The sequence below is a fragment of the Natronomonas pharaonis DSM 2160 genome, from assembly GCF_000026045.1.
Taxonomy (GTDB): Archaea; Halobacteriota; Halobacteria; order Halobacteriales; family Haloarculaceae; genus Natronomonas; species Natronomonas pharaonis.
Map to the genome: position 1 here is coordinate 336,316 of NC_007426.1, position 25,365 is coordinate 361,680.

Annotated in this window: 29 protein-coding genes; 15 read left to right on the forward strand and 14 right to left on the reverse strand. The window is 64.6% G+C overall.

What is annotated here, in order from left to right; all coding sequences use genetic code 11:
• Nucleotides 1–13 precede the first annotated feature (13 nt).
• The 4 genes from NP_RS01675 to NP_RS01690 all read right to left on the reverse strand — a co-directional run bounded on the left by NP_RS01675 (nt 14) and on the right by NP_RS01690 (nt 3,047).
• Nucleotides 14–433, reverse strand: coding sequence for a universal stress protein (locus NP_RS01675; protein WP_011322056.1), 420 nt, complete (start codon nt 431–433; stop codon nt 14–16).
• Nucleotides 434–629: 196 nt separating this feature from the next.
• Nucleotides 630–1,682, reverse strand: a complete 1,053-nt coding sequence (locus tag NP_RS01680; RefSeq protein ID WP_011322057.1) for a S1C family serine protease — start codon at nt 1,680–1,682, stop codon at nt 630–632.
• Between the two features lie 51 nt (nt 1,683–1,733).
• A complete protein-coding gene (locus tag NP_RS01685) occupies nt 1,734–2,501 on the reverse strand; it encodes a hypothetical protein (RefSeq protein ID WP_049939433.1) in 768 nt (255 codons plus the stop codon).
• 87 nt (nt 2,502–2,588) lie between these two features.
• Complete coding sequence (locus NP_RS01690; protein ID WP_011322059.1) at nt 2,589–3,047, reverse strand: PaaI family thioesterase; 459 nt, start codon at nt 3,045–3,047, stop codon at nt 2,589–2,591.
• A gap of 109 nt (nt 3,048–3,156) precedes the next feature.
• Between NP_RS01690 and NP_RS01695 the strand changes: the two genes are divergently transcribed.
• From NP_RS01695 to NP_RS01710, 4 genes are all read left to right on the forward strand, one after another.
• Nucleotides 3,157–3,450: a hypothetical protein gene (locus NP_RS01695; protein ID WP_011322060.1), complete on the forward strand. Its 294-nt coding sequence runs from the start codon at nt 3,157–3,159 to the stop codon at nt 3,448–3,450.
• Nucleotides 3,451–3,619: 169 nt separating this feature from the next.
• Nucleotides 3,620–3,805 carry a DUF5786 family protein gene (locus NP_RS01700; RefSeq protein ID WP_011322061.1) on the forward strand — a complete coding sequence of 62 codons (186 nt, stop codon included), beginning with the start codon at nt 3,620–3,622 and terminating at the stop codon, nt 3,803–3,805.
• Between the two features lie 83 nt (nt 3,806–3,888).
• Nucleotides 3,889–5,127, forward strand: coding sequence for an MBL fold metallo-hydrolase (locus NP_RS01705; RefSeq protein WP_011322062.1), 1,239 nt, complete (start codon nt 3,889–3,891; stop codon nt 5,125–5,127).
• A 173-nt stretch (nt 5,128–5,300) separates the two neighbouring features.
• The gene (locus NP_RS01710) at nt 5,301–5,936 is read left to right on the forward strand and encodes a class I SAM-dependent methyltransferase (protein ID WP_011322063.1); all 636 of its coding nucleotides are present in this window, start codon (nt 5,301–5,303) and stop codon (nt 5,934–5,936) included.
• Here the strand turns inward: NP_RS01710 and NP_RS01715 are convergent.
• The gene (locus NP_RS01715) at nt 5,933–6,214 is read right to left on the reverse strand and encodes a helix-turn-helix transcriptional regulator (RefSeq protein ID WP_011322064.1); all 282 of its coding nucleotides are present in this window, start codon (nt 6,212–6,214) and stop codon (nt 5,933–5,935) included. The genes NP_RS01710 and NP_RS01715 overlap by 4 nt on opposite strands.
• A 142-nt stretch (nt 6,215–6,356) precedes the next feature.
• On the opposite strand from NP_RS01715, the gene NP_RS01720 reads away from it, so the two are divergent.
• The 5 genes from NP_RS01720 (at nt 6,357) to NP_RS01740 (ending at nt 9,836) form a co-directional block, all read left to right on the forward strand.
• Nucleotides 6,357–6,674, forward strand: a complete 318-nt coding sequence (locus NP_RS01720; protein ID WP_011322065.1) for an EMC6-like membrane protein — start codon at nt 6,357–6,359, stop codon at nt 6,672–6,674.
• Nucleotides 6,674–8,512 (forward strand): ribosome biogenesis/translation initiation ATPase RLI, encoded by a 1,839-nt coding sequence (locus NP_RS01725; protein WP_011322066.1) that lies wholly within the window; start codon nt 6,674–6,676, stop codon nt 8,510–8,512. Before NP_RS01720 ends, NP_RS01725 begins: the two co-directional genes overlap by 1 nt.
• Before the next feature lie 60 nt (nt 8,513–8,572).
• The gene (gene hjc, locus NP_RS01730) at nt 8,573–9,091 is read left to right on the forward strand and encodes a Holliday junction resolvase Hjc (protein WP_011322067.1); all 519 of its coding nucleotides are present in this window, start codon (nt 8,573–8,575) and stop codon (nt 9,089–9,091) included.
• 86 nt (nt 9,092–9,177) lie between these two features.
• Nucleotides 9,178–9,582 carry a response regulator gene (locus tag NP_RS01735; RefSeq protein WP_011322068.1) on the forward strand — a complete coding sequence of 135 codons (405 nt, stop codon included), beginning with the start codon at nt 9,178–9,180 and terminating at the stop codon, nt 9,580–9,582.
• Between the two features lie 56 nt (nt 9,583–9,638).
• Nucleotides 9,639–9,836, forward strand: coding sequence for a DUF7472 family protein (locus NP_RS01740; protein WP_011322069.1), 198 nt, complete (start codon nt 9,639–9,641; stop codon nt 9,834–9,836).
• On the opposite strand, the gene priL is transcribed toward NP_RS01740, so the two are convergent.
• Complete coding sequence (gene priL / locus NP_RS01745) at nt 9,830–10,888, reverse strand: DNA primase regulatory subunit PriL (protein ID WP_011322070.1); 1,059 nt, start codon at nt 10,886–10,888, stop codon at nt 9,830–9,832. The genes NP_RS01740 and priL overlap by 7 nt on opposite strands.
• 117 nt (nt 10,889–11,005) lie before the next feature.
• Here priL and NP_RS01750 point away from each other — a divergent pair, with 117 nt between their 5' ends.
• Together NP_RS01750 and NP_RS01755 are read left to right on the forward strand one after the other, a co-directional pair.
• Nucleotides 11,006–11,602, forward strand: a complete 597-nt coding sequence (locus NP_RS01750; protein ID WP_011322071.1) for a DUF7474 family protein — start codon at nt 11,006–11,008, stop codon at nt 11,600–11,602.
• 64 nt (nt 11,603–11,666) lie between these two features.
• Nucleotides 11,667–12,122 (forward strand): universal stress protein, encoded by a 456-nt coding sequence (locus NP_RS01755; protein WP_011322072.1) that lies wholly within the window; start codon nt 11,667–11,669, stop codon nt 12,120–12,122.
• 69 nt (nt 12,123–12,191) lie between these two features.
• Here NP_RS01755 and NP_RS01760 read toward each other — a convergent pair whose 3' ends face one another.
• The 4 genes from NP_RS01760 to NP_RS01775 all read right to left on the reverse strand — a co-directional run bounded on the left by NP_RS01760 (nt 12,192) and on the right by NP_RS01775 (nt 16,932).
• Nucleotides 12,192–12,527 carry an SHOCT domain-containing protein gene (locus NP_RS01760; protein WP_011322073.1) on the reverse strand — a complete coding sequence of 112 codons (336 nt, stop codon included), beginning with the start codon at nt 12,525–12,527 and terminating at the stop codon, nt 12,192–12,194.
• Between the two features lie 103 nt (nt 12,528–12,630).
• The gene (pheT, locus tag NP_RS01765) at nt 12,631–14,349 is read right to left on the reverse strand and encodes a phenylalanine--tRNA ligase subunit beta (RefSeq protein WP_011322074.1); all 1,719 of its coding nucleotides are present in this window, start codon (nt 14,347–14,349) and stop codon (nt 12,631–12,633) included.
• Nucleotides 14,349–15,863 carry a phenylalanine--tRNA ligase subunit alpha gene (gene pheS, locus NP_RS01770; RefSeq protein ID WP_011322075.1) on the reverse strand — a complete coding sequence of 505 codons (1,515 nt, stop codon included), beginning with the start codon at nt 15,861–15,863 and terminating at the stop codon, nt 14,349–14,351. Before pheS ends, pheT begins: the two co-directional genes overlap by 1 nt.
• A 73-nt stretch (nt 15,864–15,936) precedes the next feature.
• On the reverse strand, nt 15,937–16,932 hold the full coding sequence (locus tag NP_RS01775; protein ID WP_011322076.1) for a DUF5784 family protein: 996 nt from the start codon (nt 16,930–16,932) through the stop codon (nt 15,937–15,939).
• Nucleotides 16,933–17,103: 171 nt separating this feature from the next.
• On the opposite strand from NP_RS01775, the gene NP_RS14700 reads away from it, so the two are divergent.
• Nucleotides 17,104–17,271 (forward strand): DUF5786 family protein, encoded by a 168-nt coding sequence (locus tag NP_RS14700; RefSeq protein ID WP_011322077.1) that lies wholly within the window; start codon nt 17,104–17,106, stop codon nt 17,269–17,271.
• Here the strand turns inward: NP_RS14700 and NP_RS01780 are convergent.
• The 3 genes from NP_RS01780 to NP_RS01790 form a co-directional block, all read right to left on the reverse strand.
• Entirely contained in the window at nt 17,255–17,953 is a 699-nt protein-coding gene (locus NP_RS01780; protein ID WP_011322078.1) for a DUF7530 family protein, read from the reverse strand. The genes NP_RS14700 and NP_RS01780 overlap by 17 nt on opposite strands.
• A complete protein-coding gene (locus NP_RS01785) occupies nt 17,953–18,843 on the reverse strand; it encodes an NAD(P)H-binding protein (RefSeq protein WP_011322079.1) in 891 nt (296 codons plus the stop codon). Before NP_RS01785 ends, NP_RS01780 begins: the two co-directional genes overlap by 1 nt.
• Nucleotides 18,844–19,172: 329 nt before the next feature.
• Nucleotides 19,173–20,381 (reverse strand): RNA-guided endonuclease InsQ/TnpB family protein, encoded by a 1,209-nt coding sequence (locus NP_RS01790; RefSeq protein WP_011322080.1) that lies wholly within the window; start codon nt 20,379–20,381, stop codon nt 19,173–19,175.
• Between the two features lie 496 nt (nt 20,382–20,877).
• Here NP_RS01790 and NP_RS01795 point away from each other — a divergent pair, with 496 nt between their 5' ends.
• From NP_RS01795 to NP_RS01805, 3 genes are all read left to right on the forward strand, one after another.
• Nucleotides 20,878–21,087 (forward strand): DUF7561 family protein, encoded by a 210-nt coding sequence (locus NP_RS01795; protein WP_011322081.1) that lies wholly within the window; start codon nt 20,878–20,880, stop codon nt 21,085–21,087.
• 103 nt (nt 21,088–21,190) lie between these two features.
• Nucleotides 21,191–23,989 carry an alanine--tRNA ligase gene (gene alaS / locus NP_RS01800; RefSeq protein ID WP_011322082.1) on the forward strand — a complete coding sequence of 933 codons (2,799 nt, stop codon included), beginning with the start codon at nt 21,191–21,193 and terminating at the stop codon, nt 23,987–23,989.
• A 41-nt stretch (nt 23,990–24,030) separates the two neighbouring features.
• Nucleotides 24,031–24,378: a hypothetical protein gene (locus NP_RS01805; RefSeq protein ID WP_011322083.1), complete on the forward strand. Its 348-nt coding sequence runs from the start codon at nt 24,031–24,033 to the stop codon at nt 24,376–24,378.
• 66 nt (nt 24,379–24,444) lie between these two features.
• Here NP_RS01805 and NP_RS01810 read toward each other — a convergent pair whose 3' ends face one another.
• Nucleotides 24,445–25,107, reverse strand: a complete 663-nt coding sequence (locus NP_RS01810; protein ID WP_011322084.1) for a transducer protein — start codon at nt 25,105–25,107, stop codon at nt 24,445–24,447.
• Nucleotides 25,108–25,365: the final 258 nt, after the last annotated feature.

A 25,365-nucleotide genomic window follows, 5' to 3' on the forward strand; every position in this document is an offset into this window, starting at 1 on the left:
GACTCCGGGACGGTCAGCCGCTGCGGGCGACCGTCACCGGTACCGGCGAGCGACGGACGACTGTCTCGGCGACGCTACCAAGCAGCATCCGTGAGACGCCGCTTCGGCCGTGACTACCGACAACGATGTGGTCGATATCGTTGTCTTCGGCGTAATCAACAATAGCCCGGGCCGGCCGACCGACGACCGACGCCGTCGTCACCGCCGTATCGGCAGCCGTGGCCTGCTCTCGGGCGGATTCCAGTACCTCCTCGGCGCGACTTTCGGCCGCCGAGAGCCAGTCATCGCCGCTTCCCGGCCCCCACGTCGTGGCCCCATCGACCGGGTCCATCACGTAGACGGCGGTGATTTCGGCGCTACCGAACTGGTCGAGCGCATACGCCAGCGCGTCGTCGGACGGACCGGACCCGTCGACGGGAACGAGAACGTGCATATGTCGAACGTTCACATGCAACGGTATAAAAGATGCCCGACAAGCGTCGGGTCACGTCCGGAACAGAAACGACGGCCGGGGGAGACCGTCAGAACGGGGGATGGTGGGGAATGGCTTTCCAGCCGGTTCGGCGTACTCCCCGATGGGTATTAAAATACCGTCGCCTTTCAGACGGGTAAAACCAGAGAAAACTTGTTTACGGTTCTGGTCGGGACCCGATCGGCACGTCGATAGTCTGTCGCTCCCCGTCGCGGATGACAGTCGCCGTTGTTCTATCGCCGGGCGACAGTTCCAGCGCGAGGATAGTCCCGAGGTCGGCGTTCGAGTCGACCTGGGAGCCGGCCAGCCCAACAATGACATCGCCGCCCGTCGGGACGAGTTGGTCGCCGACGACAGTTTCGCCATCGGCCCCCCGAAGCGTCTGGTCCGGTGGTCCGTCGGGTGCCGTCTCGACGACGAGCACGCCGCGGGCCTCATCGAGGTCGTTGGCCTCGGCAACCGTCGGCGTGACCTCGATGAGCTGAATACCGAGGTAGGGGTGCTCGTAGTTTCCGGTCTGGATGAGTTCCGTCAGTACCCGGCGAGCCAAGAGTGGTGAAATGGCGAAGCCGACGTTCGCGCCCGCCCCCGCGACGGCAATGCCGGTCACATCCCCGTCCATCGTGACGACCGGCCCACCGCTGTTTCCCGGTTCTAGGCCTGCGTCGGTCTGTACGGTGTTCGGAATCGAGAAATCGGTAACCGGGTGGTTCGGCGACCGGTTTTTGCCGCTGATGATGCCCGCCGACACCGATGACTCCAGTCCGAAGGGACTCCCGAGCGCGAGCACCTCGGTCCCGACCGGTGGAACGGTCTCGACGAGCGGCAGCGACATCGCGTAATCGGGGATATCCGTCGACAGCACCGCAAGGTCGGCGTAGACGTCGGTAGCGATGACGCCCGCATCCCGCCACTCCCCCCGCCTGAAGCGGACGTTCACGTCTTCGAGGTCCGCGATGACGTGCTGGTTCGTGACGACGAAGCCGTCATAGACGAACCCGGAACCGCCCCCGCCCTGCTCGTCGCCGACAAACGCGACCGACTCGATAGTTGCCTCGTAGACATCGGTGTATCGCGACTGGCTCTCCGGATTCGGGTCGGCCGGTGTCGCCGGCGGCGGCGACTCACGTGACCCCGCGGCACACCCTGCGAGTCCGGCAATCCCCCCGGCGGCCGCCGCTAGCAACCGACGGCGCGTGAGTTCTGGCATACCCCGACTACGGTCGCGGGCAGAAAAGTGGCTTGGGATGCGGCAGCGTGCCTACTCGTCGATGTCCTGCTGTCGCCAGGTCGTCCGGTCGTACATCCGCTCGACTTCGCCTTCCTGCTGACGGATGGCGACGGCAGTGTTGAACAGGAACGCCGCGACCAACACCGTGCCGACGAGCCAGACAGCCTCGACGGCTGACTGGTCGACGGCTGCGACCGTCGTTGCGAGGTCGGTCATCGTCACGGCGACGATACAGAGGATGGCGGGCAGGAGATGCCGCGTTAGCGCCGAGAACGTCGTGCCCTCGTGGGCCTGTGTGGTCCGGACGCTGTAGAAAACTGCCCAGATAGAGGCACCGATCCAGCCGACCGCAACGACCGGCCGCGTCCACTCGCCGCCGGCGAGGTAGCCGACCCACCACGCCGCGATGAAGCCGACGATGACGAGCGCGTCGACCCACTTCGGAAGCAGCCGACTGGACCCCGTCGGATGGTCGGCGTGGTACATCGCCCGAATGCCGAGAGCGATAAAGAGGATGAAAAACAGCACGGCCCCCTCGGCGAAGACAGCCAGCCATGCGGAGCCGGTGAGGTCCGCCGCCAGCCCCGCGATTCCGTAGACGATGGCCGCGGCAATGCCGACGGCGAGAAAGCCCCACTCGTATTCGAAGCCCTCGGCGAGCACTCGGCGGACGTAGACGCCGAGAAACACCAGCAGTATCGCGGCGGCGACAGCGATAGAGGCGTGGGCGAGCACCCGCGCGGCGAAAACCGTACTCGCGGGGTCGCCACCGCCGACGAGCGGCGAGTTCGCGTTCATATCTGCCCTTGGCTCGGGGGCTTGATAGGTGTTCATCTTTTTCCCCCGCGCCACGCATCGGCCGACGAGCGTCCGGTGACGACGATGTTAGCTTCTGAACAACCGGTATGCGCCCTGTCCGACGACGACTGGCTTTTCTTCACCGTCGGGGGTTTCGCTGACCACCTCGATGGTCGAGACGCCGACGCTACCGCCGGCCCGGACGACCTCCGCGGTCGCCGTCAGGTCGCCGGCGGCCGGTCGGAGGTAGTTGACGTTGAGATTGATTGTCGAGAGGTCGTCGTTTATGGGGTCGGTCAGATAGGGCCGCAAGACGATGCCTCCAACCACGTCGACAAGCGTTGACGCGACGCCGCCCTGTATCGTCGGCGGGTCGGTCGGGTTGGTCAGCTTCTCGTCGAACGGTATCGTCGCAACCATTCGCCCCGTCTCAAGCGCGTCGACGGTAAAGCCAAGCCACGAGAGAAACTCGTGTTCGGCTTCGAGATACTCCTGTAGCAGCGCGGCCGCCTCATCGGGGATGTCGCTCGGCTCGGCATCAGCCATACCCGCCGTTGTGGGCGACGGGGTTTTGTAGCCTCGGGTACCGGCCGTACGCCGACGCTGTCCCGCTGGCCGCCCCGAGCCTCAAGGCCCTCGACGGCGTAGTGCCGGCGTGGCGTACGAACACGACTACTTCGATACGGCGGCGCTTGTCGCCGGACTGGAGACGTTCGGTGGCAGCGAAACAGAGCGCCGGGCCGTCGCCCGCCACGCCCGCGACCTCGCCGACAGCGGCCAGTACGCCGCCGACGCCGATGTCAAACTGACGCCCGAACACGTCGTCGTCCAGTTGGCTGACGCCCCCGACGGCGGGCCGGCCGACCGGTGGAACTGGTGGGTCGGGTCGTTGGCGGTCGCCTACGGCGACACGTATGCGACGTTCCAGATACGGCAGTTCGGCGACTGATGGCGCTTTCTGTTTGCTGCACCGCTGGGCAATCGGTCTGAACCGACGTTGTGTATGCGCCTTCGGCACAGCGGACAGCAGGCGGCCCAACCACGTGCCGTGTTCCCGCAGATACGGCGACTCCGAACATCCCGGGATTTTTCCCTCGGGCTGGCCTTTACCAGTGTGTATGGGCTTCGGCAGCTACGATGAATCCGAACAGCAGGACCAGAACGTCGAAACCGACGAGGACGCCGCAGTTAACGTCCACGAAAACGACCACGAGGGAGAGGTCGAATTCGAATTCGACGAAAACGAGGACGCGCTCATCGACCGGCTGCAGGACATGAAGGACGACGACGACGACGGCGACTGACCGGGGCAAACCGACGGCGGCAAGACGGCGACTGACCGGGGCAAACCGACGGCGGCAAGACGGCGACGACGAACAGACTGATAATGGAGCTTCAGTTTCTCGGCGGCGCGGGCGAAATCGGCCGTAGTGCCGTCCTTGTCAACGGCTCGCTGCTGCTCGACTACGGCATCCAGACAGCGACCCCGCCGCAGTACCCGGTGGGCGATGTCGAGCCCGATGCCGTCGTCGTCTCCCACGGCCACCTCGACCATGCCGGAGCCGTTCCCTCGCTGCTGTCGGGCGACCGGCGGCCGCCGATTCACTGGACGCCCCCGACGCGGGAACTGGCGCTGACGCTGGCCCGCGATACGCTGAAACTACACGGCGGCAGCTACCGCTGTCCGTTCACCGAGACAGCGGTCAAGCGGGTCACCCAGGTCTCCGAGTCCCACGGGTATCGGGAGTCATTCGAAGCGGCCGGCCACGAGGTAACGCTGTTCGACGCCGGCCACATTCCCGGCAGCGCCCACGTTCTCGTCGACGATGGCGAGACGCGCCTGCTGTACACTGGCGACTTCCACACCGACGACCAGCGGCTGGTCGCGGGCACCTCAGCCCGGCCCGACGCCGATGTCGTGGTCTGTGAGAGCACCTACGCGGACGTCGACCACGACCCCCGTGCCGACGTAGAAGACCGGTTCGCCCAAAGCGTCAAAACCACGCTGTGGGAGGGTGGTACGGTCGTCGTCCCGGCCTTTGCCATCGGCCGGACCCAGGAGATGCTACTCGTCTGTGAGGCACACGACATCCCATGCTACGTCGACGGAATGGGCAAGCAGGTCACCGAGATGCTTCGTGGATATCCCGGGTTCGTCCGCGACGACGAGGCGTTTCGGCGGGCGAAGTCCCACGCGCGCTTTGTCACCGGCCGCGATGGCCAGCGGAAACGCATCGCCGAGGAGAACGCCGCCATCGTCACCACGAGCGGGATGCTCTCCGGCGGCCCGGCGATGACGTATATCCCCGAAATCCGGGCACACCCCACGAACATGGTTGCCCTGACCGGCTATCAGGTCGAGGGAACGCCGGGACGGCGGCTCGTCGAGACCGGCCGCGCTGAAATCGACGGGCGCGTGATGCCGGTCAGCGCACAGATCGAACAGTACGATTTCTCGGCGCACGCCGACCGCGAGGGGCTGGTGTCGTTTTTGGACCCCTATCGCGGCGGCGACACCGAGGCGCTTGTGGTCCACGGCGACCGCTGTGCCGACTTTGCGGCGACGCTTTCGGAACGCGGGCTGCCGGCGTCGGCCCCCGAAGTCGGCGAGACGGTCCACATCTAGCGCCGTGAACGCGTAGGTTCTTGTCGCTGCGGCTCCAACCGCCAGCCGGTGGCGGTGACGACAGTTACCCCCTCCGAGCCCCTTGTGACGAGGCACTCATTCCGAGCCACCGTTTCTCCGAACCGCGAGTGCCGACGGCGGCTTTGATATCCCGAGCGTCCGTAGCCGTCGGCATGGTCGACTGGGACGAGCGGTTCGAGAGCGGGTCGTATCCACAGCACCCGGACCCGGCACCGGTACTGAAACGATACGTCGACGGGTCCGGCGACGGCCGCGCGCTCGATGTAGCGACCGGCACCGGCCGAAACGCGGTGTTTCTGGCCGAACACGGCTATGCGGTCGACGCGCTCGACAAATCGCGGGCGGGGCTGGAGACGACCCGGCGGAACGCTGCCGAGCGTGGCGTTGCGGGGAACCTCAACTGCATCCAAACGGACATACCGAGCCACACCTTCCCCGAGGGGACCTACGACATCGTGACCGTGAGCTTCTACCGGGCGGTCGACCGTTTTCCGGACCTCAAGGCGGCACTGGCTCCCGGTGGACTATTCTTCGTCGAACACCACCTCCGGACGGCCGACCCGGTCGAAGGCGGGCCGAGCGGCGACCGCTACCGGTTCGCTGCCAACGAGCTCTTGAACAGTTGTCTGGATTTGACGGTGCTTTCCTACGAGGAAGGTATCGAAGTACGCGATGATGGGCGCGAAAGCGCCATCGCCAGAATCGTCGCCCGGAACGCTTCGGGGCGACAGTCGTATCCGCGGATACGGGAGTGGCAGCGACAGGAAAGCGGCGGCGGGCGGCCTTAGTCGTCGCAGGCGGCGGGGTCGGCTGCGCCGTCGGTTACGGCCTCGGCCTCGTCGGTGAGTTCATAGAGGTTCTGGCGCGCGTCGGCGAAGTAGACGTCTTCGGAGACGATGTCGATGTCTTCGAGCCGTTCGAGCGCGTACCGGACGGTACGGGCCGACAGCATCGACTCCTCGACGATATCCTTCTGGGTCATCGCGCCGTTGTATTCGAGCACTTTGTAAACGAGCTTCGCGCTGGGCGGAAGGTCAGCCAAGGCTTCCCCGTCAGAATCAGCCATTTCTACCTAAACAGAGGGTTGCCATCCGTATAAAGATTGAGGCAAATATGGAAGGTACAGTTACGAAACGCCGTGCTGAGCGTCGACCGGCGGCCGAAACAGGAACGAACGGCTTTTGACGGCGGACGCTCCAATCCCAGACATGGCAACCGACACGGCCGAGCGTCGCATCGCCCACGTCCGGGGCGTGACGGTCACGGCCATCGCGTGTCTCGCCGGCGTTGCGGCCGCTGTCGTCTCGGCGGCCGTCGCCGACGGCGCTGGCGACACGCTCGGGCTCTACGTCCTCGTGGGCGGTATCATCGTCCAGTTCCCGCTGTTGCGGGTCCTGGAGATGGCGGGGCTACAACTCGATGTTGACGACTTCGGCGCGAAGGATTACCTGTACATCGCCTTCATGACCTTCGCGATGTGGTTCGTCTGCTGGACAGTGCTTCTGACAACCGGAGCGAGCGTCTGATGTCCGACGACAGCATCGCCGTCGTCGACCTTGACCGCTGCCAGCCCGACCGGTGCAACTACGAGTGTGTGAACTTCTGTCCCCCCAACCGGACGGGCGAGGAGTGTATCATCACGCGCGAGGAGCGCTACGAGGACGACGACCACTACGCCGGCGGCGCCGACCAGGTCTCTATCTCCGAGGAACTGTGTCTCGGCGAGAGCTGTGGCATCTGCGTCGAAAAGTGTCCGTTCGACGCCATCGAGATTATCAACCTGCCACAGGAACTCGACGAGAACCCGACCCACCGCTACGGCGCAAACAGCTTCGCCCTCTACGGGCTGCCGGCCCCACAGGAAGGGCGGGTCACCGGAATTCTCGGGCCGAACGGCATCGGGAAGACGACCGCCGTCCACATCCTCGCCGACGAAATCACGCCGAACCTCGGCCGCTTCGACGACGAACCCGACTGGGAGGCGGTCCTGGAGGCGTATCGCGGAACCGCCCTTCAGGGGTATCTGGATGACCTCGTCGACGGCGACATGACCGTCGCGCGCAAGCCACAGTACGTCGACCGTATCCCCGAAAGCTTCGACGGGAAGACCCGAGAGCTTCTTGACGGCGTCGACGAGCGCGGTGTCGCCGACGAACTCGTCGAGCGGCTCGAAATCGAGGCCGTCATCGACCAGCCCATCGACACCCTCTCGGGCGGTGAACTCCAACGGGTCGCGCTGGCGGCGACGTTGGTCCGGGATGCGGATTTTTACTTCCTCGACGAGATTACACCGTATCTCGACATCGGCCAGCGGGTGACCGCCGCCAGGCTGATTCAGGAACTCTCCGAGGACGACCGCTCGATGCTCGTCGTCGAACACGACCTCGCGGTGCTCGATTTGCTTGCCGACGCCCTGCACGTCGCGTACGGTGAACCGGGGGTTTTCGGCGTCGTGACGCCGCCCAAATCCACGAAGTCGGGTATCAACGAGTATCTCAAAGGCTACCTCGAAAACGAGAATATGCGTATCCGCCCGGAGGCCATCGAGTTCGAGGAACACGCACCCCGAACCGAGTCCTTCGGCGAGACGCTCGTCGAGTACCCCGACCTGACGAAATCCTACGGCGACGGCGAGTTTACCCTCGATGTCGAGGGGGGCCAAATCCAGAACAACGAGGTGCTCGGTATCGTCGGCCCCAACGGCATCGGTAAATCGACGTTCGCGAAACTGCTCGCCGGTCGCCTCGACCCCGACAGCGGGAGTTTCGATGCCGACCTCGACATCTCGTATAAGCCACAGTACGTCGAAATCGACCAGCCGATGCGGGTCGATGCCTTCCTGCGGTCGATTACTGACGACTTCGGCAGCTCCTACTGGAACACCGAAATCGCCCAGCCGCTCCAGCTCGACCGCATCATGGAGCAGGACCTCACCGACCTCTCCGGCGGCGAGCGCCAGCGGGTTGCTATCGCGGCCTGTCTCTCCAAGGAGGCCGACATCTATCTGCTCGATGAGCCGTCGGCCCACCTCGACGTCGAACAGCGGGTGCTGGCGACGCGGGCCATCCGCCGCTACACCGAGACACACGACAAGACGGCGATGGTCATCGACCACGACATCTACATGATTGACCTGCTCGCCGACCGACTGCAGGTCTTCGAGGGCACGCCCGCCGAGCACGGCCGTGCCGGCTCGCCGGTCGGCATGCGCGAGGGAATGAACACGTTCCTCTCGAATCTCGATGTCACCTTCCGCCGCGACGAACGAACCGGGCGGCCCCGCATCAACAAGCCCGGCTCGCAGAAGGACCGCGAGCAAAAAAAGCAGGGCGAATACTACTACGCGCCGGCCGAAAACCAGTAGCGCCGACGTTCGGTCCACCAGTCGGACTGTTTAACTCGATTGCTCCCCGACCGTACGACGATGGCGAACTCCAACGCCAAGGGCGACCGCAGAGAGCGGGAACTCGTCACGAAACTCGACGAGGCCGGGTTCGCGGTCATGCGAGCGCCCGCTTCCGGCAGCGCGACCGACCGCGAACTGCCGGACGTGCTCGCCGGCGACGGCGAGACGTTCTACGCTGTCGAGGCGAAATCCTCCGCCGGCGACCCGATTTATCTCTCCGGCGAAGAAATCGAGGCGCTGGTGTACTTCGCCCGGAACTTCGGAGCGAAACCCCGTGTCGGCGTCCGATTCGACCGCGAGGACTGGTACTTCTTCCATCCTGGCGACCTCTATGAGACCGACGGCGGTAACTACCGGGTCAAAAAAGAGACGGCGCTGGCGGATGGCACTGATTTCGCGGAGTTCACCGGCCAGTCGGAGAAGGTGACGCTCGACGAAATCGCCGTCGGCTCCGATGTCGACGAGACGACCCGCGAGGTGCTCGGTGCGGTCGAGCGAGGAGACCTGTCGGCTGACGACGCCGCTGAAATGCTGTAGCGCGGCACTGTGGCGCGCGCTGTGTGTCCGTTTCGAGCGGTGAGTTACTGATACCCACCAAGACAGCGGCCGTCGTCAGCACCGGTATGAGCGGGCCAGCGGTACTCCTCGTCGAGGACAGCGGCTTCATGGCGAGCCACGTCTCGGGGACGCTCGAAGCCGCCCACGGCATGGATGTTCGTGTCGCCGAGACGGCGGCGGAGGCGCGTCAACGACTCCGGGACAACGATATCGACTGCCTCGTCGTCAACACACAGTTGCCCGACGAGAACGGCGTCGAATTCGTCAGGTCGATACAGCAAAGCGCCGACCTCCCGTCGATGCCATCGTTGCTCTTTACCGGCGAGTTTCTCGAAGACGTCGCGGCGGAGGCGTTCGACGCCGGCGTCGTCGATGTCGTCAGCAAAGAACACCATGCCGGCGACTCGATGGTCGTCTTTGCGAACCGAATCAAGGTTGCAATCGACGCCTTCGAACAGCGGCTGGAATGAGCTCCTGACGGCGCGCCTTCGAAGCGCTTTTGGCCGCCACCGACACATCCCACGGTATGGACCGTGATGCCGTCGCCGAAGCCATCGTCGCGTTCGTCGGTGCCGGAACGCTTGCCGGTCTCATCATCTGGGTCGGCACCGCCTACACTGACGGGGTGCTCACGGAGGACGGCGGCCTCGCGCTTGTCGGCGCTATCGCGTTCTTCATCGTCTTCATGTCGCTCCTCGGCGTTGGGCTCTCCCGGCGCTACTGAGCCCGCCAGTCGGTGAGCTCCTCGGCCGGCTGCTGGTCGAGTTGCCGTTCATAATACGATAGCGGGTGCTGAATCCGATTGCAGGTCTCATCGGGGTCGACGCAGTCGCCGTACTCGTCTATGACCGTACACGACGGCGGCGTGGCGACGACCCCATCGTCGGTTTCGAGCCGCTGTATCCGGTCTCGGACGCGTGCTGCCCGCTCGCCGTCGAAGCTACAGAGCTCGATGACGGCATCCCTGTCGAGGCCGACGCCGAGCAAAAACGACACGAGTGAAAACGCCGACTCGTCGGGCAGCGACTCGCCGTCGCGCGCCCGCGACAGCAGCGCCCGCATGCACGGTGGGAATAGGCCGGGCGTCACCGTCTCGAAGCCGGTCGGCGGGTCGAGGTCCTCGATTTGTCGCCGTATCGCCGCCAGTTCACCGTCCAGCGGCTCGGCGATAACATCCGGCACCGAAAGCGGGAGCCCTTCGGCGACACGCCGGGCGACCGCTTCCCGGAGTAGCGTGTATAGCTCGGGCCGCGAGACGGGGAGCGTTCCCGCCGAAAGCGGCCGCGTCGCGAGCCGCCACTGCGGGTCATCGAGTCCGGCGGCGAGTTCGAGGTATGCGGTGGCAGCCACGGAAAAACGGCCATCGCCCAGCGGCTCGACGCGCCCGGCCATATCGAAATCAGCCAGTAGGCGGTCAAGCGTGAGCCGCTGGTCGGCGCTGCTTTTCAGTTCGAGGTCGGCCTCGAAGTCGTCGACGAACCGCTCTCTGGCGGTCGCGGCCTCGGCGGCGGCGTATTTTTCGACCGCGCCGGGGACATCGAGCAGCGACACGAGCACGCGAGCGACCGGATAGGAGAGCAGTTCGGCGCGGTCGCTCCAGATACGCGGCTCCTCGGCGGCGACTGTGCCGGAAAGCAGCGCCCGCTCGACGCGCTCGCGACCCCGCTCGACGGCCGGCCCGCCGTCTGCGACAAGCGCTGCGAGGTCGACATCGGCTGCCTCGACGGCGTCGCGCGCGGCGTCGAGAAACGGATACCGGGCGTGGAGCCGCTCCATACCCACCGGTATCGTGCCGCTGCCGATAAACGCACCGACCTGTCGGGTCCCCAGCGGGACGGATAGCGCCCGGGAGCGACACCCCTTTGAGCCGCGGCCCCGAGCCAACGAACAACCGTGCGTCTCAGGTACCGCTGTCCCGGTTGCCGAACCACGAGCAACCTCCATGACCCCAGCTGTGAGTTTGAGGGCACCGACCGGACGCACATCGAACGGGCCTACACGGACCTGCTTGCGCCGCTTTCGGCCCGAACCTACGCCGACGAGGACGCGCTCCGCGACGACGTGCCGACCGACCGCTGGAGTGGTCTCCACACTGCGGTGCTCCGTCGGCTCAAAAGCGACCAACGAATCGTCGAAGACGACGACGGACGGCTCCGGCTGCTGCCGCCCGACGAGTACAAGGACCGCGTCTCGCGGCCGACCTTCGAGCCGCTGCAGACCATCTACGAGCAGGGCAGCGTTCCCGGCGCACACGACCACTCCGTGTTTGCGATAATCGCCTTCTACGAGATGGTCGGCCTCTCGTGGGAGGAAGCCCGCGAGCAGACCATCGAGTGGCTCCACGACTCGGGGACGTGGAACCGCGGCGGCTTCGAGGAGGACACCCCCGAGGAGCTCGTCGACTCGAAAAAACACGTCTACGAGGAAGGCTACGGCTGGAAACAAGCGGCTACGGAGGCCAAGGCGGTCATCGACCGCCGGCTCCAGTAGCGCAGCCGCCAAGAGGTGGGAACCGGAGGGAAATATTTGTATCCGTCGGGAGTACCCCCGGGTGATGTACGACCGAATCCTGCTGCCGACAGACATGAGCGCTGGTGTCGACCGTGCCATCGAACACGCCATCGACGCGGCACAGCGGTACGACGCCGAACTGCACGTCCTCTATGTCGTCGACACCGATGCCTACAGTTCGTATCCCGGCGACGAGTACGTCCACGAGTTCGAGGGCCTCGAACAGGCGCTCGAACAGGCCGGCGGCGACGCTGTCGAGGACATCGCCGAGGCGGCCGCCGACGCGGACGTCGCCGCCGAGACGACCATCCAGCACGGCGTCCCCCACGAAGAGATTCTCGATTATATCGACGAGAAGGCCATCGACCTGACCGTCGTCGGCTCGAAAAACCGTTCCGAGGAGTACCGACGGCTCCTCGGAAGCGTCGCCGAACGCGTCGTCCACATGAGCGAAAAGCCGGTCACCGTCGTGAAGACGCCTGTCGAGGCCGACGACTGAGACAGTCTGCCACATCGGCTCTGGTCGCCACGACCGCTCTGAGGACAGCAGTGTCGGTCACAACACGACTCATTCGCTGTTTTTGAGTCGCTGACGGCGTGTCTCGAACTCCTCGTCGGTCAGGTCACCACGCGCGTATGCTGTCCGAAGCTCCTGCATCGCGCTGTCGTCGCTGCCGTCAGCGACGAGCAGTCGGTAGCCGCCGTAGCCGAGCGCGATGAGGACGGCGAGGGGAAGAAGCGACCAGAGCCACCACAGCCCGCCCATACCGGTGCCGTTGCCCCACATACCGCCGTGCATCACTCCGGCCATCGGCATTGCGACCGTCATCATAACGAGTGGGACGGCCAGCACTGCGACGATGACGACCAACACAGCGCGGAGCAAGGTATCATTTGTTGCCATACATAGCTGTTCGCGCGGGTTATTTAACCATTTTTTCGCTTCGATACTGAAGTAAATCGAGCCGAAACACTCGGATTCGAAACTCCCCGGCTGGCGCTCCGCGTCAGTCAGCCAGCGCGTCCAGCCGGAACTCGAAGCCGGCGACAGGCACTTCGAGGTCGTGCTCGACGAGCACGCGGGGGTGGAGTTCGCCGATAACGCCGGCCGGTTCGCCGTCGATGACGACGGCGGCGGTCCGACCGTCAATAAATGACGGATGGTCGGTCGGTGGCGTCTTGATGTCGACGCCGAACGCCGAACCGATAGCCTGTAGCCGCGCCTTCGCGTCTTCGTACGAGGCGTCGGTGCGCGCGACGACGCCGGCTACCGAGCGGTGTTCGGCGACGTTGGTCGGTTTGGACTCGTCGACGCCCGCGACGAGACCGATTTCCGCGAGGTCCTGTGGATAGGCGCGGTGGGTGTTGTTCTCCAGTACCATCAGCAGCGACGGCAGCGCCCACGTCCTGACGACGGTGTAGTCCTCGCTGTACGGCTCGGTAATCGTCGGCGGCTCGCGTGCGCCGACGGCGTTGTCGTCGGGCGACAGCGACATCCGGTCGAACAGCTCCGTCTCGCTTGTCATATAGAAGTTCAGGAGGTCCTCGAAGCCCAGCCCGACGAGCGTGTTCCGGACGGCGTCTTCGAGTCGCGAGCGGTCGTGGCGGCCGCCGACCGTCGACACATCTGGATACTGCGGTTCGAGTTCGTTGAATCCGAACGCTCGGCCGACGTCATCCACGATGTCGGCCGGGTGGAGCACGTCCACGCGATAGGCGGGAATCTCCACTTCGTAGGTGAGTTCGCCCTCCGTGTCGGCTTCGGCATCAAGCCCCGACCGTTCGAGGAGGTCGACGACATCCGTGCCGGCGAGGTCGACACCGAGTGTCGTCTCGATTCGGTCGTGGCTCACCGTCTTCGTCGTCGTCGAGAGGTCCGGCCGCGTCAGTGTTCGGTCGCCGTAGTCGACCGCGACGGATTCGATGCGGCCACCACGGGCCGAGAGCGCATAGCAGATGATGGCGAGCATCCGGTCGATGGTCCACTGGTCGGTCCCGGTCAGTTCGATGAACAGGTCGCGGGTCCCGGTATCGACCTCGGTTCGGCTGCCGTTGATGACTGGCGGGAAGGAGAACAGGCCGATATCGTCGTAGATGGCCGGGAAGCGGTCGAGTCCGTCGACGAGGTGCCCATAGGTCTCGCCGGTCGGGTGGGCATCGAGCACCTCGGCGGGCGTCCGCTCCGCATCGTCGTCAAGCGGGACGAACCGGTCGCCGTCGGGGTCGACGCCGCGGTAGGTGATGGATTTGGACGGCTTGCCGTCGCTCCGAGCGCCGCCGCCTTTGAGCATCGTGAGGTCGTGGACGCCGATGGCACCCTTCGCCCGGTTGCGGCCCATCGTCGCGTGGAGCTTCTCCTGTAGCTGGATGAGCGAGTCCAACTGCGTGTCATCGAGGTCGAGTCCACGAACGACCGCACCGGTCACGTAGGGCCGCGCTTCCGGCACCGACTCGTCGACGGTGATTGTCCATTCGGCATCGTTGGTCTTCGGCACATCGATGCCCCGGTCGTGGCCGTACTGGTAGCGCAGCGAGCGGGCGATGCCCTCCACAGAGAGCCGGTCCAGCCGGTCGGGGGCGAACTCGAGTTCGAAGTCGCCGTCGTCGCTTTCGCCCTCGAACTCCAGGCCGAGCGCAAAGAGGTCGTCCTTTAGTTCGTCGTCGGACTTGTCCTCGATGGCCGCAAGCGAGCGCAGTTCGTCGGGGTCGACTTCGACGACGGGCATTATTGGACCACCTCCACGTCCCGCAGCAGCTCAAGGTCACAGAGCGTCCCGTGTACGTCTCTGATATCCTCGAAGCCGTACATAAGCATCAGGAGTCGCTCCAGTGCCAGCCCCCACGCCATCACGTCACAGTCGACGCCGAGCGGCGACAGCACCTCCTCGCGGAAGATACCGGAGTTCCCGATTTCGATGAGCTCGCCGGTCTCGGGGTGTTCGCCGAACAGCTCGAAGCTCGGCTCGGTGTAGGGGTTGTAGTGCGGCTTGAACTGCAGGTCGGTGATGCCGAACTGCTCGTAGAACTCGGTGAACGTCCCCATCAGGTCCCGGACCGAGAGGTCTTCGGCCATTACCCACCCTTCAATCTGGTAGAACTCCAGCAGGTGCGTCGGGTCGAGCGTGTCGTTGCGGTAGACCTTCTCGACGCTGAAATACCGCTGTGGAGGCTCGAGGTCGCCGACGGCGTGGCCCGAGAGATACCGCATCGAGAGCGAGGTGGTGTGGCCCCGGAGCGCGACCGCGCGGGCGAAGTCCTCGTCCCACGGCGAGTGATAGCCGTCGCCTTCGGAGCCGACGCCGTTTCGGTGGGCGTCCTCGACCCGCTCGACGAGGTCCGCTGGTAGTTCGTCCATCCCCGGCACGTCCAGCGCAAAGCGGTCCCAGTGGGTCCGGGCCGGATGGTCCTGCGGCATGAAGAGACAGTCGTTAATCCAGAAGTCGGCGTCGGCGTGGGGGCCTTCCATCTCCTGAAAGCCCATCCCCACCAACACGTCCTTGACGCGGTTTGCCGTCTGGCGCAGGATATGCTCCTTGCCGCCGTTGACCGGCTCGGCGTCGGCCTCGACGTTGTATTCTGCGAACTCCACGTCTTCCCACTCCCCGGAGGCGAGCAACTCCGGCGTGACCGCGCCGACCGTCTCGGCGGTTTCGATGCCTTCCATCAGTGCCGTCACGCCGTCGTCGGTGAGCGTAACGCTGCGGACGGTCGTCTCTGTCCGCTCGATGAGGCCGCGGGATTCGAGCCGGTCGAGCACCTCGGCGTCGAGGTAGCCGGCGTTGTCGTTGGCGATGGCGTCCAGCGCCTCGGCCTCGGGGTCGGCGTTCGGGTCGTGGGTCGGGTCAGGGGCGGCGTCGACCTTGCCGGAGTCGATGTGTCCGTACCCCTTGCGCGCGAAGTTGGAGAGGGCGATATCAACCTCGGGACCATCGAGGGCGGCCGACCCGAGCAGCCGGCCGAGCTCAACCGGTTCTTCGTCCGCACCGGCGTCGACGGCCGCCCGGTAGAGGCGGACCTCGGGCAGCCCGTCATCGCGGTAGCGGTCGCCCTCTTCGGTGACCGCCACCTCTTCGGCGACGTGTTCCTCGACGGCGACGAGGCCCTCCGTTTCGAGTTCGAAGGCGGCCCGCGTCACCGCCGCCGGGTCCTCGCCGAGCGCCTCGGCGAGCTGTGCGACCGTCTTCGTCTCCGTCGCGCTGGCGGCTTCAAGCAGCGCGAGTTGTGTCTCGGGCAGTCTCATTGTGTCGGTGTGTGTAACCGTGGCTGTTAGCGGTTCCGACTCGGCGGCGCACGGATGCGGCAAATATTGATTCTCAGGCGGTCGACAGCGCACCGTCGAGGTCGAACGGGAGGGTCCCGTGCCGATAGCCTTCGATGTGACCGCTCGGCCGAGCGCGGAACACAACAGTCGGCTCGTGGCCGACGGTCGGGCGCTCGGCGGCGACGGCCGACCATTCAGCATCGGTAAACGAGGTACAGTCGACGAAAAGCGCCGCCTCGGGGTGTGCCGCAAGCTGCTCAGAGCGCTTTGCACGCCCTGTCTCTTCGACAGCGGCGACCGGATGGTCGGCGTGCGTCCGACGGGCCGGCGGCTCGGGGCGAGTGACCTCCACGAGTCGGCCGTCGACGGCGAAATCGAGGGCGTGACCGCTCTCCTGTTCGACCTCGGGGTCGAAATCGAGGCCGGCGTCGACAAACAGCTTTGCGACGGTGAACTCACTCATCGTCGCGCGCATCCGGGTCACATCGTAGCCGGCTGAGGTGCCGAGTTTCGCGGCCATCGTGTAGCGGTCGTCGTCGAGGCGGCCGCTTTCGAGCAGTGATTCGTAGAACGACAGCCCCGCATCGGCGTCCGCATCGGGGAAGCCGGCGGCGTCCTCGGCGAAGAACCGTCGGGTTGTCTCCCGGCCGTCCTTCGAACAAAAGACCGGGAGGAAAAACCACGTGAGATGCTCGTAGTCGGCCAGCCACGGGTCCGTGACTTCGATGCGGGCGGTAAGCTCGCGCTGTGCCCATCGTGAGACGGGGTCCGGGGCCTCGCTGAACGTTTCCTTGTTCGTTCGCCACAGCGGCTCGGGTGTCTCGGTGTTCCCGAGCCAGTAGGCCCGTCCCGGTCGAAAGCAAAACAGCGCGATGTCGCCGTTGTCCATCTCTAACCGGACGGCGTCGTACCGGTCGTCGCCGACGGCGAACCACGGCTCCGAGAGGCGTGCGCCGAAGCGGTCCTCCAGCGGTGCGAGTAGCGCCTCTCGGACGCGGTTGCGCGTCCAGTCGGCGTTCGAGCGGCGAAAGCGGAGGGGACCTGCCACGTCTTCCCTTCGTCGTGTGTGCGTTTACCGATTTCGCTTCGGACGGTTTCGGTTTCAGCTGGGGCCGTTCCCCTCGGCCACCGGCTGCTCGACCGCCGTGTGGCCGGCAGCCGACGCCGGTGAGCCACCCGACACATTCATAGTCAACAACCCACAAGGTTCTGGTACACTATGTCAATGGGTGCCTATGACGAGGACGAACACGAGCGTCGCGAAAAGAAGGCGGCAACCGTCGACGCCGCGTTCGACGACGAGCGGACCAACTACGAAGGGGAAATCGAATACGAGGCTGGCGACTCCGCGGAGGAACTTCTCGACCAGTTCAAGCAGATGCAGTAACGTGTTCTCGGCGCCACAACAGCAGTATCGAACTTCCTGAGACCACTGTCACTGCCAGCACGTGGCCGACGAGCGCAGCGACCAACAGCGGGTACTCGGTGACAAACGGAACCAGCAGTAGCTGTGCAAACCCAAAGAGGATGGTCTCGGCGTCGATACGCCGGAACTGCCCTGCAGCAGCCGGGCTGAAGCGATACCGTGCCGACCGCCACAGTCCGACGAGCGACGCCCACCAACCGGTCCCGATGCGGTAACAGAGGTCCCACAGCACGAGCAGCGTCAGATAGACGACCGGCAGCGGCGCTTCGGGACCGAAAACGGTCGCAAGCGACGACCCCGGCGATAGCCGGACCAGATACGTGACAAGCGCAACGAAGGCGAGCACCGAAAGCACGACCTCGATGCTGGTGCCGAACAGGAGCCGTCGGTAGGCGGCCGGCGGGTCGGTCCGGCGCACGGCAGCGCCGATTCGGAGCATCTCAGCGCTGCCGAGAGCGGCGACCGCGACCGCAACGGTACCGGCGACGGCGGCGCTCCAGAGGCCGTAGTACCACGCGAGCAGCAGCACCGCCCCCTCGAAGACGGCGATTTGAATGGCTATCGCTGCTCGGGGCGGCACATCGATGCCGGGAACCGCGCCGACGATGCTCTCGTAGGTCCATGTTTCGCCGTACTCGGGCATCAGGCGCCCCCGGACTCGCCGTCGGCCAGCGCCCGCTGTACGGCTTCGTCGAACGGCGTCAACTCTACCTCGACGTGCTCGTCGATACGACGCTCCGAGACTGTCACCGCGTTGCGGAGTCCAGCCACGAGCGGCCGGGCAACCCCGGCCGGCACGTCGGTAAAGAGTCTGAGCCAGTGGGCCGACAGCCACGGCGACAGAACCGGTACTGGGACGATTCTGAGCCGGTGGCCCTGCTGTGCGGCGACCGTCCGAAGCATATCCTCGTAGGTCAACACCTTCGGTCCGCCGATTTCGAACGTCTCGCCGGCCGTCGCTGGCGCTTCGAGTACGCCGACCAGATAGGCGACGACATCGTCGATGTATATCGGCTGACAGTCGGTTCGCACCCACCGCGGTGTCACCATCACCGGGAGCCGGTCGGCCAACTGGCGGATGAGTTCAAAGCTTGCCGACCCGCTGCCCACGATGACTGCCGCCCGGAGCGTCGTCAGCTCGAACGCCCGTTCGCCGAGCACCTGCTCTACCTCGCGGCGAGAGCGGAGATGCTCCGAGAGGTCGTCCCCCTCGTCACCCAACCCCCCGAGATATATTACCCGGCCGATACCCGCTTGTTCGGCCGCCTCGGCGAAGCTTGTGGCCGCCCGACGGTCGCGGGCCGCGAAATCACCGCCGGCACCCATCGAGTGAACGAGGTAGTAGGCGGCATCGGCCGAGGGGAGCTCCAGCGGCGGGTCCAGCAGGTCCCCCTCGACAACGTCGACACCTTCCGGTTTGTCGTAGCGTTCGGCATCGCGGGTCAACGCAACGACATCGTGGCCGTGGTCGACAAGCGACGCAACCAGCCGGCTGCCGACGAACCCGGTCGCTCCCGCAACGAGCACGCGCATACCCTACGCTACGTCCCCTAGCCTCAAGTACGTACCCCGAAACCTCGCCCTGCTTTGGCCCCCCGGATTGCGACGGTGTCGCTGACAAACCCTCACTAACGTCACACTAACGCTTTCATTTACCATTGAATATCCAACGCATAAGTTACAAATATAATTAAAATACCTAACGACGAAAAATTTTAGTCGCACTCAACCGTTTGTTTCGACTGGAGGTGGTGAATCGTGTCGGAGCGACAGCCCAGCAGTAAACCACCCTACCCTACTTCGCTCGGGGGCTATGGCCCCGCTCGCTCGTTGAGGGTGGGGCTTTCGCGTGGACTCCCGTTCTACGCCTCGGAAGAGGCGGGAAGATCGTACTCTCCACTCACGTTCAGTGTCCCGCGATTCAAGCGCACGTCTACGGGTGCGCCTCCGTCGTCTGCGTTTTGCCGACGCCGGAGATACTGCAAGCCGATGTTCTTGGAAGCGTTGTAGTCGGCGTGGTTCTGGTAGCCACAATCCTGACATTCGAAGTCTTCGCCGTGGCGGTTATCATCGTGGGTAAACCCACAGGTCGAACACCGTTTTGACGTGTTCCGTGGGTCCACTTGCACGACTTTGACGCCCTGCTCTCTGGCTTTGTATTCGACGTACTCGTAGAGGCGACGGAACGCCCACAGATGGTGCCACGATGCTTCTGGGACGTTCTCACGAATGTCGGTCAGATCCTCGAACACGATATGCGAACAGTCGTGTTCGACTGCTTCTGCGACGATCTCGTTGGCAACACGATGCAGGAATATCTCGAAGCGTCCGTCCTCCTTGCGCTCGACGCCTGCTATCGCGTCGTGTGCCGCTCGCGTTCCGCACTGTTGGAGGTCGCCACGCCGTTTCTCGTACTCTCGCTTCCAGTGGTTGAACTCGTCTGCCGACCAGAACCGTCCGGTCGAAGCCACCGCGAGTTGGTTCACACCGAGGTCCACACCGAGGACTGTGCTGTGCCCGGTAGTGGGTTCGGTGTCGTCGTCCTCTTTGAGCATCGACGCATGGAGATACCAGTCGCTGTCACGCCGATGGAGTGTCGCCCGCCGAAACTCGTAGTCTTCGTCTGTGACGTACTTTGTCGGCGGTGTATCGGCATCGTCAGGTAGAATGTAGTCGCACTCAATCCGTCCGTCCGGTGTTGAGAGCGAAGCGTGGTCACGATGGAACGTTGCGCTTCGCTTGTCGTAGACGGCAGTATCCGCCGTGAACGTCGGACGAGACGTATCTGGGTCGTTTTTGAGACGTTCGACGCCGCTTTTGACGGATTCGACGGCTTGGCGAATCCCCTTCTGGACAAGATTTGCGGTCAGCTCCGTGTCCTCACGTAGCTGGTCGTAGAGGGCGCGTTCGGCCTTCGCTTTCGAAGTGACGTGGTAGCCGTCATCGCCGTGCCAGCACCACTCACTCGCGGTGTTGGCGCAGTATTTGAATTGCTCGACAGTCTCTCGAAGGTGCGTATCTGCGCCTTCGGGTGTGTCGAGCTTGATAACGGCGGTACGACGGTATTCCACTGTCTTTTCACATATGCGCTTGTAGTTACTTAATGATTGGGAGTTGGCAGGCGACAATCTGGTGGCTGGTCAGTACCGTGTCGGCTTCTGCTCACGGGCCTGCGGCCCGTTCGCACGGCCCGAGGGATCTTCGATCCCTCGCTGTCCTCCCCACCCTACTCGCTTGTGCTTCCGCCGAGGCCGGAAGCCCGGCGCTCCTTGAGGGTGGAGCCTCCACCTCGTATTCGGTGACATCCCTCGCATCGCCCGTCCGAAACATCCGGACGAACTGCGGCTAATCGACCCGGCGGAGCTCTCACGGTATGACCTCCTGCTTGCGACGATTCCGCTGGTCCTGCTTGCGGCGTGGGCTGTCGGCCAGTACGCCGACGCTCCCGCCTGGCTTGCGCTCGGGGCTGGTTCGCTCGCGGCGCTGCTTGCCGTCGCGGATGGGCTGGCGGTGAACCCGCCCGTCTAGTCCGGCGGCTTTTGTCCGTGCGGTCTGTACTATCGCCGCATGGCAAGCGACCCCTGTGAAGCCTGCGGCGAGGATGTCCAGATAGGCGGCGGTATTTCCGGTATCTGGTCGTCCGACCCATCCGGGACCGGCGGGATGACGCTGGAGTTCGCCGACGGGTCGGCGTTCTTCCTGTGTTTCGACTGCATCGAGTCGCTCCCTGAGGAGCCGACAGTCGACGATGTCCGTGACCTGACCGACGACGGGTAGCCGAACCTGTCTCCTATGGCCCGCAGAGCGCTGCTCTGTGCTGTCTCTCGGAATTCGGGCCACTCGAAAACCCTTTAGCCAGTCACGGGCCAAACGGGGTGTAATGAGCGACCTCGACGAGGAGTACCAGCTCGACTATTTCCACGAGGAGGGATTCGAACGGAAAGAGTGTCCCTCCTGTGGGGCGCACTTCTGGACGCGCGACAGCGAGCGGGACATCTGTGGGGAGCCGCCGTGTGCCGACTACGATTTCATCGGCGACCCGGGCTTCGACACCGAGTACAGCCTCGAAGAGATGCGAGAGGCGTTTCTCTCGTTTTTCGAAGACCACGACCACGAGCGCATCGAGCCGTATCCGGTCGCGGCCAACCGCTGGCGTGACGATGTCCTGCTGACGCAGGCGTCGATTTATGACTTCCAGCCGCTTGTCACCTCCGGGGAGACGCCGCCGCCGGCCAACCCGCTGACGATCTCTCAGCCCTGCATCCGGATGCAGGACATCGACAACGTGGGCAAGACCGGCCGACACACGATGGCCTTCGAGATGATGGCCCACCACGCGTTCAACGCCCGTGAGGACATCGACGACCCGGACCAGTATGCCTACGAGGGCGAGGTCTACTGGAAGAGCGAGACGGTCGCCTACTGCGACCAACTGCTCGATGAACTCGGCGCCGACATCGAGGACGTCACCTACATTGAGGACCCGTGGGTCGGCGGCGGCAACGCCGGCCCGGCAATCGAGGTCATCTACCGGGGGCTGGAGCTGGCGACGCTGGTCTTCATGTGCATGGAGCAAGACCCCGACGGCGACTACGAACTCAAGGACGGCAACCGGTATTCGTATATGGATACCTACGTCGTCGACACCGGCTACGGGCTCGAACGCTGGACGTGGATGTCACAGGGGACACCGACCGTCTACGAGGCGGTCTACCCCGAGATGATATCCTTCCTGAAAGACAACGCCGGCCTCGACTACAGCGACCGCGAGGAGTCGCTTGTCAACCGGGCCGCGCGGCTCTCCGGCAAGCTCGACATCGACGATGTCGACGACGTGGAGGCCGCCCGCGACGACATCGCCGACGAACTCGGCGTCGAAACCGACGAACTCCGTGCGCTCGTCGAGCCGCTCGAAGACATCTACGCCATCGCGGACCACTGCCGAACGCTGGCGTACATGCTCGGCGACGGCATCGTCCCCTCCAACGTCGGCACTGGCTATCTCGCCCGGATGGTCCTGCGGCGGACCAAGCGGCTTGCCGACGGCGTCGGCGTCGATGCGCCGCTCGACGAACTCGTCGACATGCAGGCCGAGCGGCTCGACTACGAGAACCGCGATACCGTCCGCGATATCGTCCGCACCGAGGTCGAAAAGTACCGCGAAACGCTCGAACGGGGCCGGCGACACGTCGAACGGCTCGCCGAGGAGTACGCCCAAAAGGGCGACCCGATTCCGCTTGATGAGGTCATCGAACTCTACGACAGCCGCGGCATCCAGCCCGAGACCGTCGAGGAAATCGCCGCCGACCACGGTGCCGATGTCGAGATTCCGGACGACTTCTACTCGCTTGTGGCCGAGCGGCACGGCGAGGCTGACGCCGACGCCGACGACGGCACGCTCGCCGGCGACGACGACCGCATTGCCGACCTTCCGGAGACGGAGAAACTCTACTACGAGGAGCCGGAGCGGACCGACTTCGAGGCGGTCGTCCTCGATGTCATCGAACGCGACGCCGACGGCGAGACGGTCTACGATGTCGCGCTCGACCAGACGATGTTTTACCCCGAGGGCGGCGGTCAGCCGGCCGACACCGGAACGCTATCGACCGACGACGTGGCCGCGGAGGTCACCGATGTCCAAGAGACCAACGGCGTCGTTCTCCACCGGACCGACGAGGCCCCCGGTAAAGGCGAGTTCGTCCGCGGCCAGATAGACGGCGTTCGCCGCCGCCGGCTGATGCAACACCACACCGCGACCCATATCGTTGGCCACGCCGCACGGCAGGTGCTCGGCGACCACGTCCGGCAGGCCGGCGCACAGAAAGGCGTCGAATCGGCGCGGTTCGACATCCGCCACTACGAGCGCATCTCCCGTGAGGAGGTAAAACGCATTGAACGGGTCGCGAACAACATCGTAACCGACAACCTGCCGGTCAAACAGGAGTGGCCAAAGCGAAATGAAGCCGAAGCCGACTACGGCTTCGATATCTATCAGGGCGGTATCCCGCCGGGGGAGACACTCCGGCTGATTCAGGTCGGCGAGGACGTACAAGCCTGTGCCGGCACACACGTCCTGCAGACGGGAGATATCGGTACCATCAAGATTCTCTCGACAGAGCGCGTCCAAGACGGCGTCGAGCGCTTGGTGTTTGCGGCCGGCGACGCCGCCATTGAGGCGACCCAGCGGACCGAGGATGCCCTCTATGACACCGCTGAGGTACTCGATGTCTCACCACAGGAGGTCCCCGCCACGGCCGAGCGGTTCTTCGAGGAGTGGAAGGACCGTGGCAAGCGCATCGAGGAGCTGAAAGAACAGCTTGCGGAGGCCAGAGCCCACGGCGGCGACGGCGGCGAGGAGGTCGACCTCGGCGGGACGACAGCGGTCGTCCAGCGGGTCGACGGCGACATGGACGACCTGCGGGCGACTGCGAACGCGCTCGTCGAAGACGGCACTGTCGCCGTCCTCGGCAGTGGCGACGACAGCGCGACGTTCGTTGTCGCTGTTCCGGACAATGTCGATATCAACGCCGGCGCAGTCGTCGGCGAACTCGCAGACCGCGTCGGCGGCGGTGGCGGCGGCCCGCCGGACTTCGCACAGGGCGGTGGCCCCGATGTCGACAGCCTCGACGAGGCGCTCGATGCGGCTCCCGAGATACTCCGCTCGATGCTCGAAGCATAGCGGCCGACGGATATAGGTTGCTCACGGGCGAACGCCATCGCATGGGTATCATTGGCTCGCTCGTCGCGTTCGTTGTCGCGCTGCTTGTCGGCGGGCTGGCGATTTTCGTCAGCGCCAGCCTCACCGTCGACGTACAGGACTACAGCCACGCCGTCGTGACGGCGTTTATCGGCGCAGTCGGGTGGGCGCTTTTCGCGTGGATACCGCTCATCGGGACGCTCTTGGCGCTCATCGTGTGGGTCGGCGTCATCAACTGGCGCTATCCGGGCGGCTGGAAAGCCGCCGCGCTCATCGGTATCGTCGCGTGGCTTTCGGCGCTCGTCATCCTTGCCGTGCTGAACGGCGTGTTGAACCTCGGCATCGGTGCGTTCGGCGTGCCCGGGGCCTGACGGAGGCGACGCCGTCTTCGTAACATAGCAATCCGGGTCGATTAACCACCAAGTAGAGAGCGCGGCCTACTCTTCGTCGTCGTCTTCGAGACTGACATCCTCGATTCTATCCTCCAGCTCCTCGAAGCGCTCGGCTTGCGCCTCGAACTGGTCGGCGAGCCCGTCGAGCTGGGCTTCGAGTTGGTCGAGGGCGGCCTCGGTGCTCTCCGAGAGCTGCTCGCGTGCCTCCTCGGCGCTGGCGTCGAACTGTGATTGGAGTTCGTCGACCTGGTCGAGCAGCTCGTCGAGCGTTTCGCCGAGCTGGTCTTCGACGCCCTCGTTGAGCTCGACGAGCGTATCCAGCTGCGCCGAAAGGTTCTCGATGGCCTCCTCGCTGAATTCGTCGTAGCTTTCGCCGAATTCGTCGTATTCCTCGTCGACGGCGTCGAGCGCCTCCGCCTGCTGTTCTTTGAGGGTGTCGAACGTCTCGTCGACGGCGTCCCGAAGGTCGGCAACCGGGTCGGTGTTGCCGGTGACTGATTCTGCGGCGTCAAGGGAGGTGTGGACCGACTGACGAACGGCGTCGAGCGCCCGCTCGTTGACCTTCCGCTGAACGTCCGTGCCGCTTTTGAGCGCGTCGCCGACATCCCGGGGAATCGACGCCGCTTCTTCTAGTGCCGCTTCGGTCTGCTGAATCGTTTCACGCTGCAGTTCGAAAACCGCCGTGAACGGGGAGCTGTCGTCGCTCATATGAGAACCATGAACGCCCGGTTATAAATAGCTTTCCGAGATAACCATAGAATGGGATAGAATGGTCCGAAATGTCTTTCTTATCTTTTGAATGGACTCAAATGACTACCGAGAGCGTCACCCGCTCGGTGCGTGCGGTCGGGGAGGAACGGAATTTATTACAACAGGCGAAGGAACACGAACCGTGAGCGGAACGGCGACGGCCCCTATCGGCCCGACAGCCACGCGTTGTCGCTTTCTCCCGGCAGCGTGCGTCCC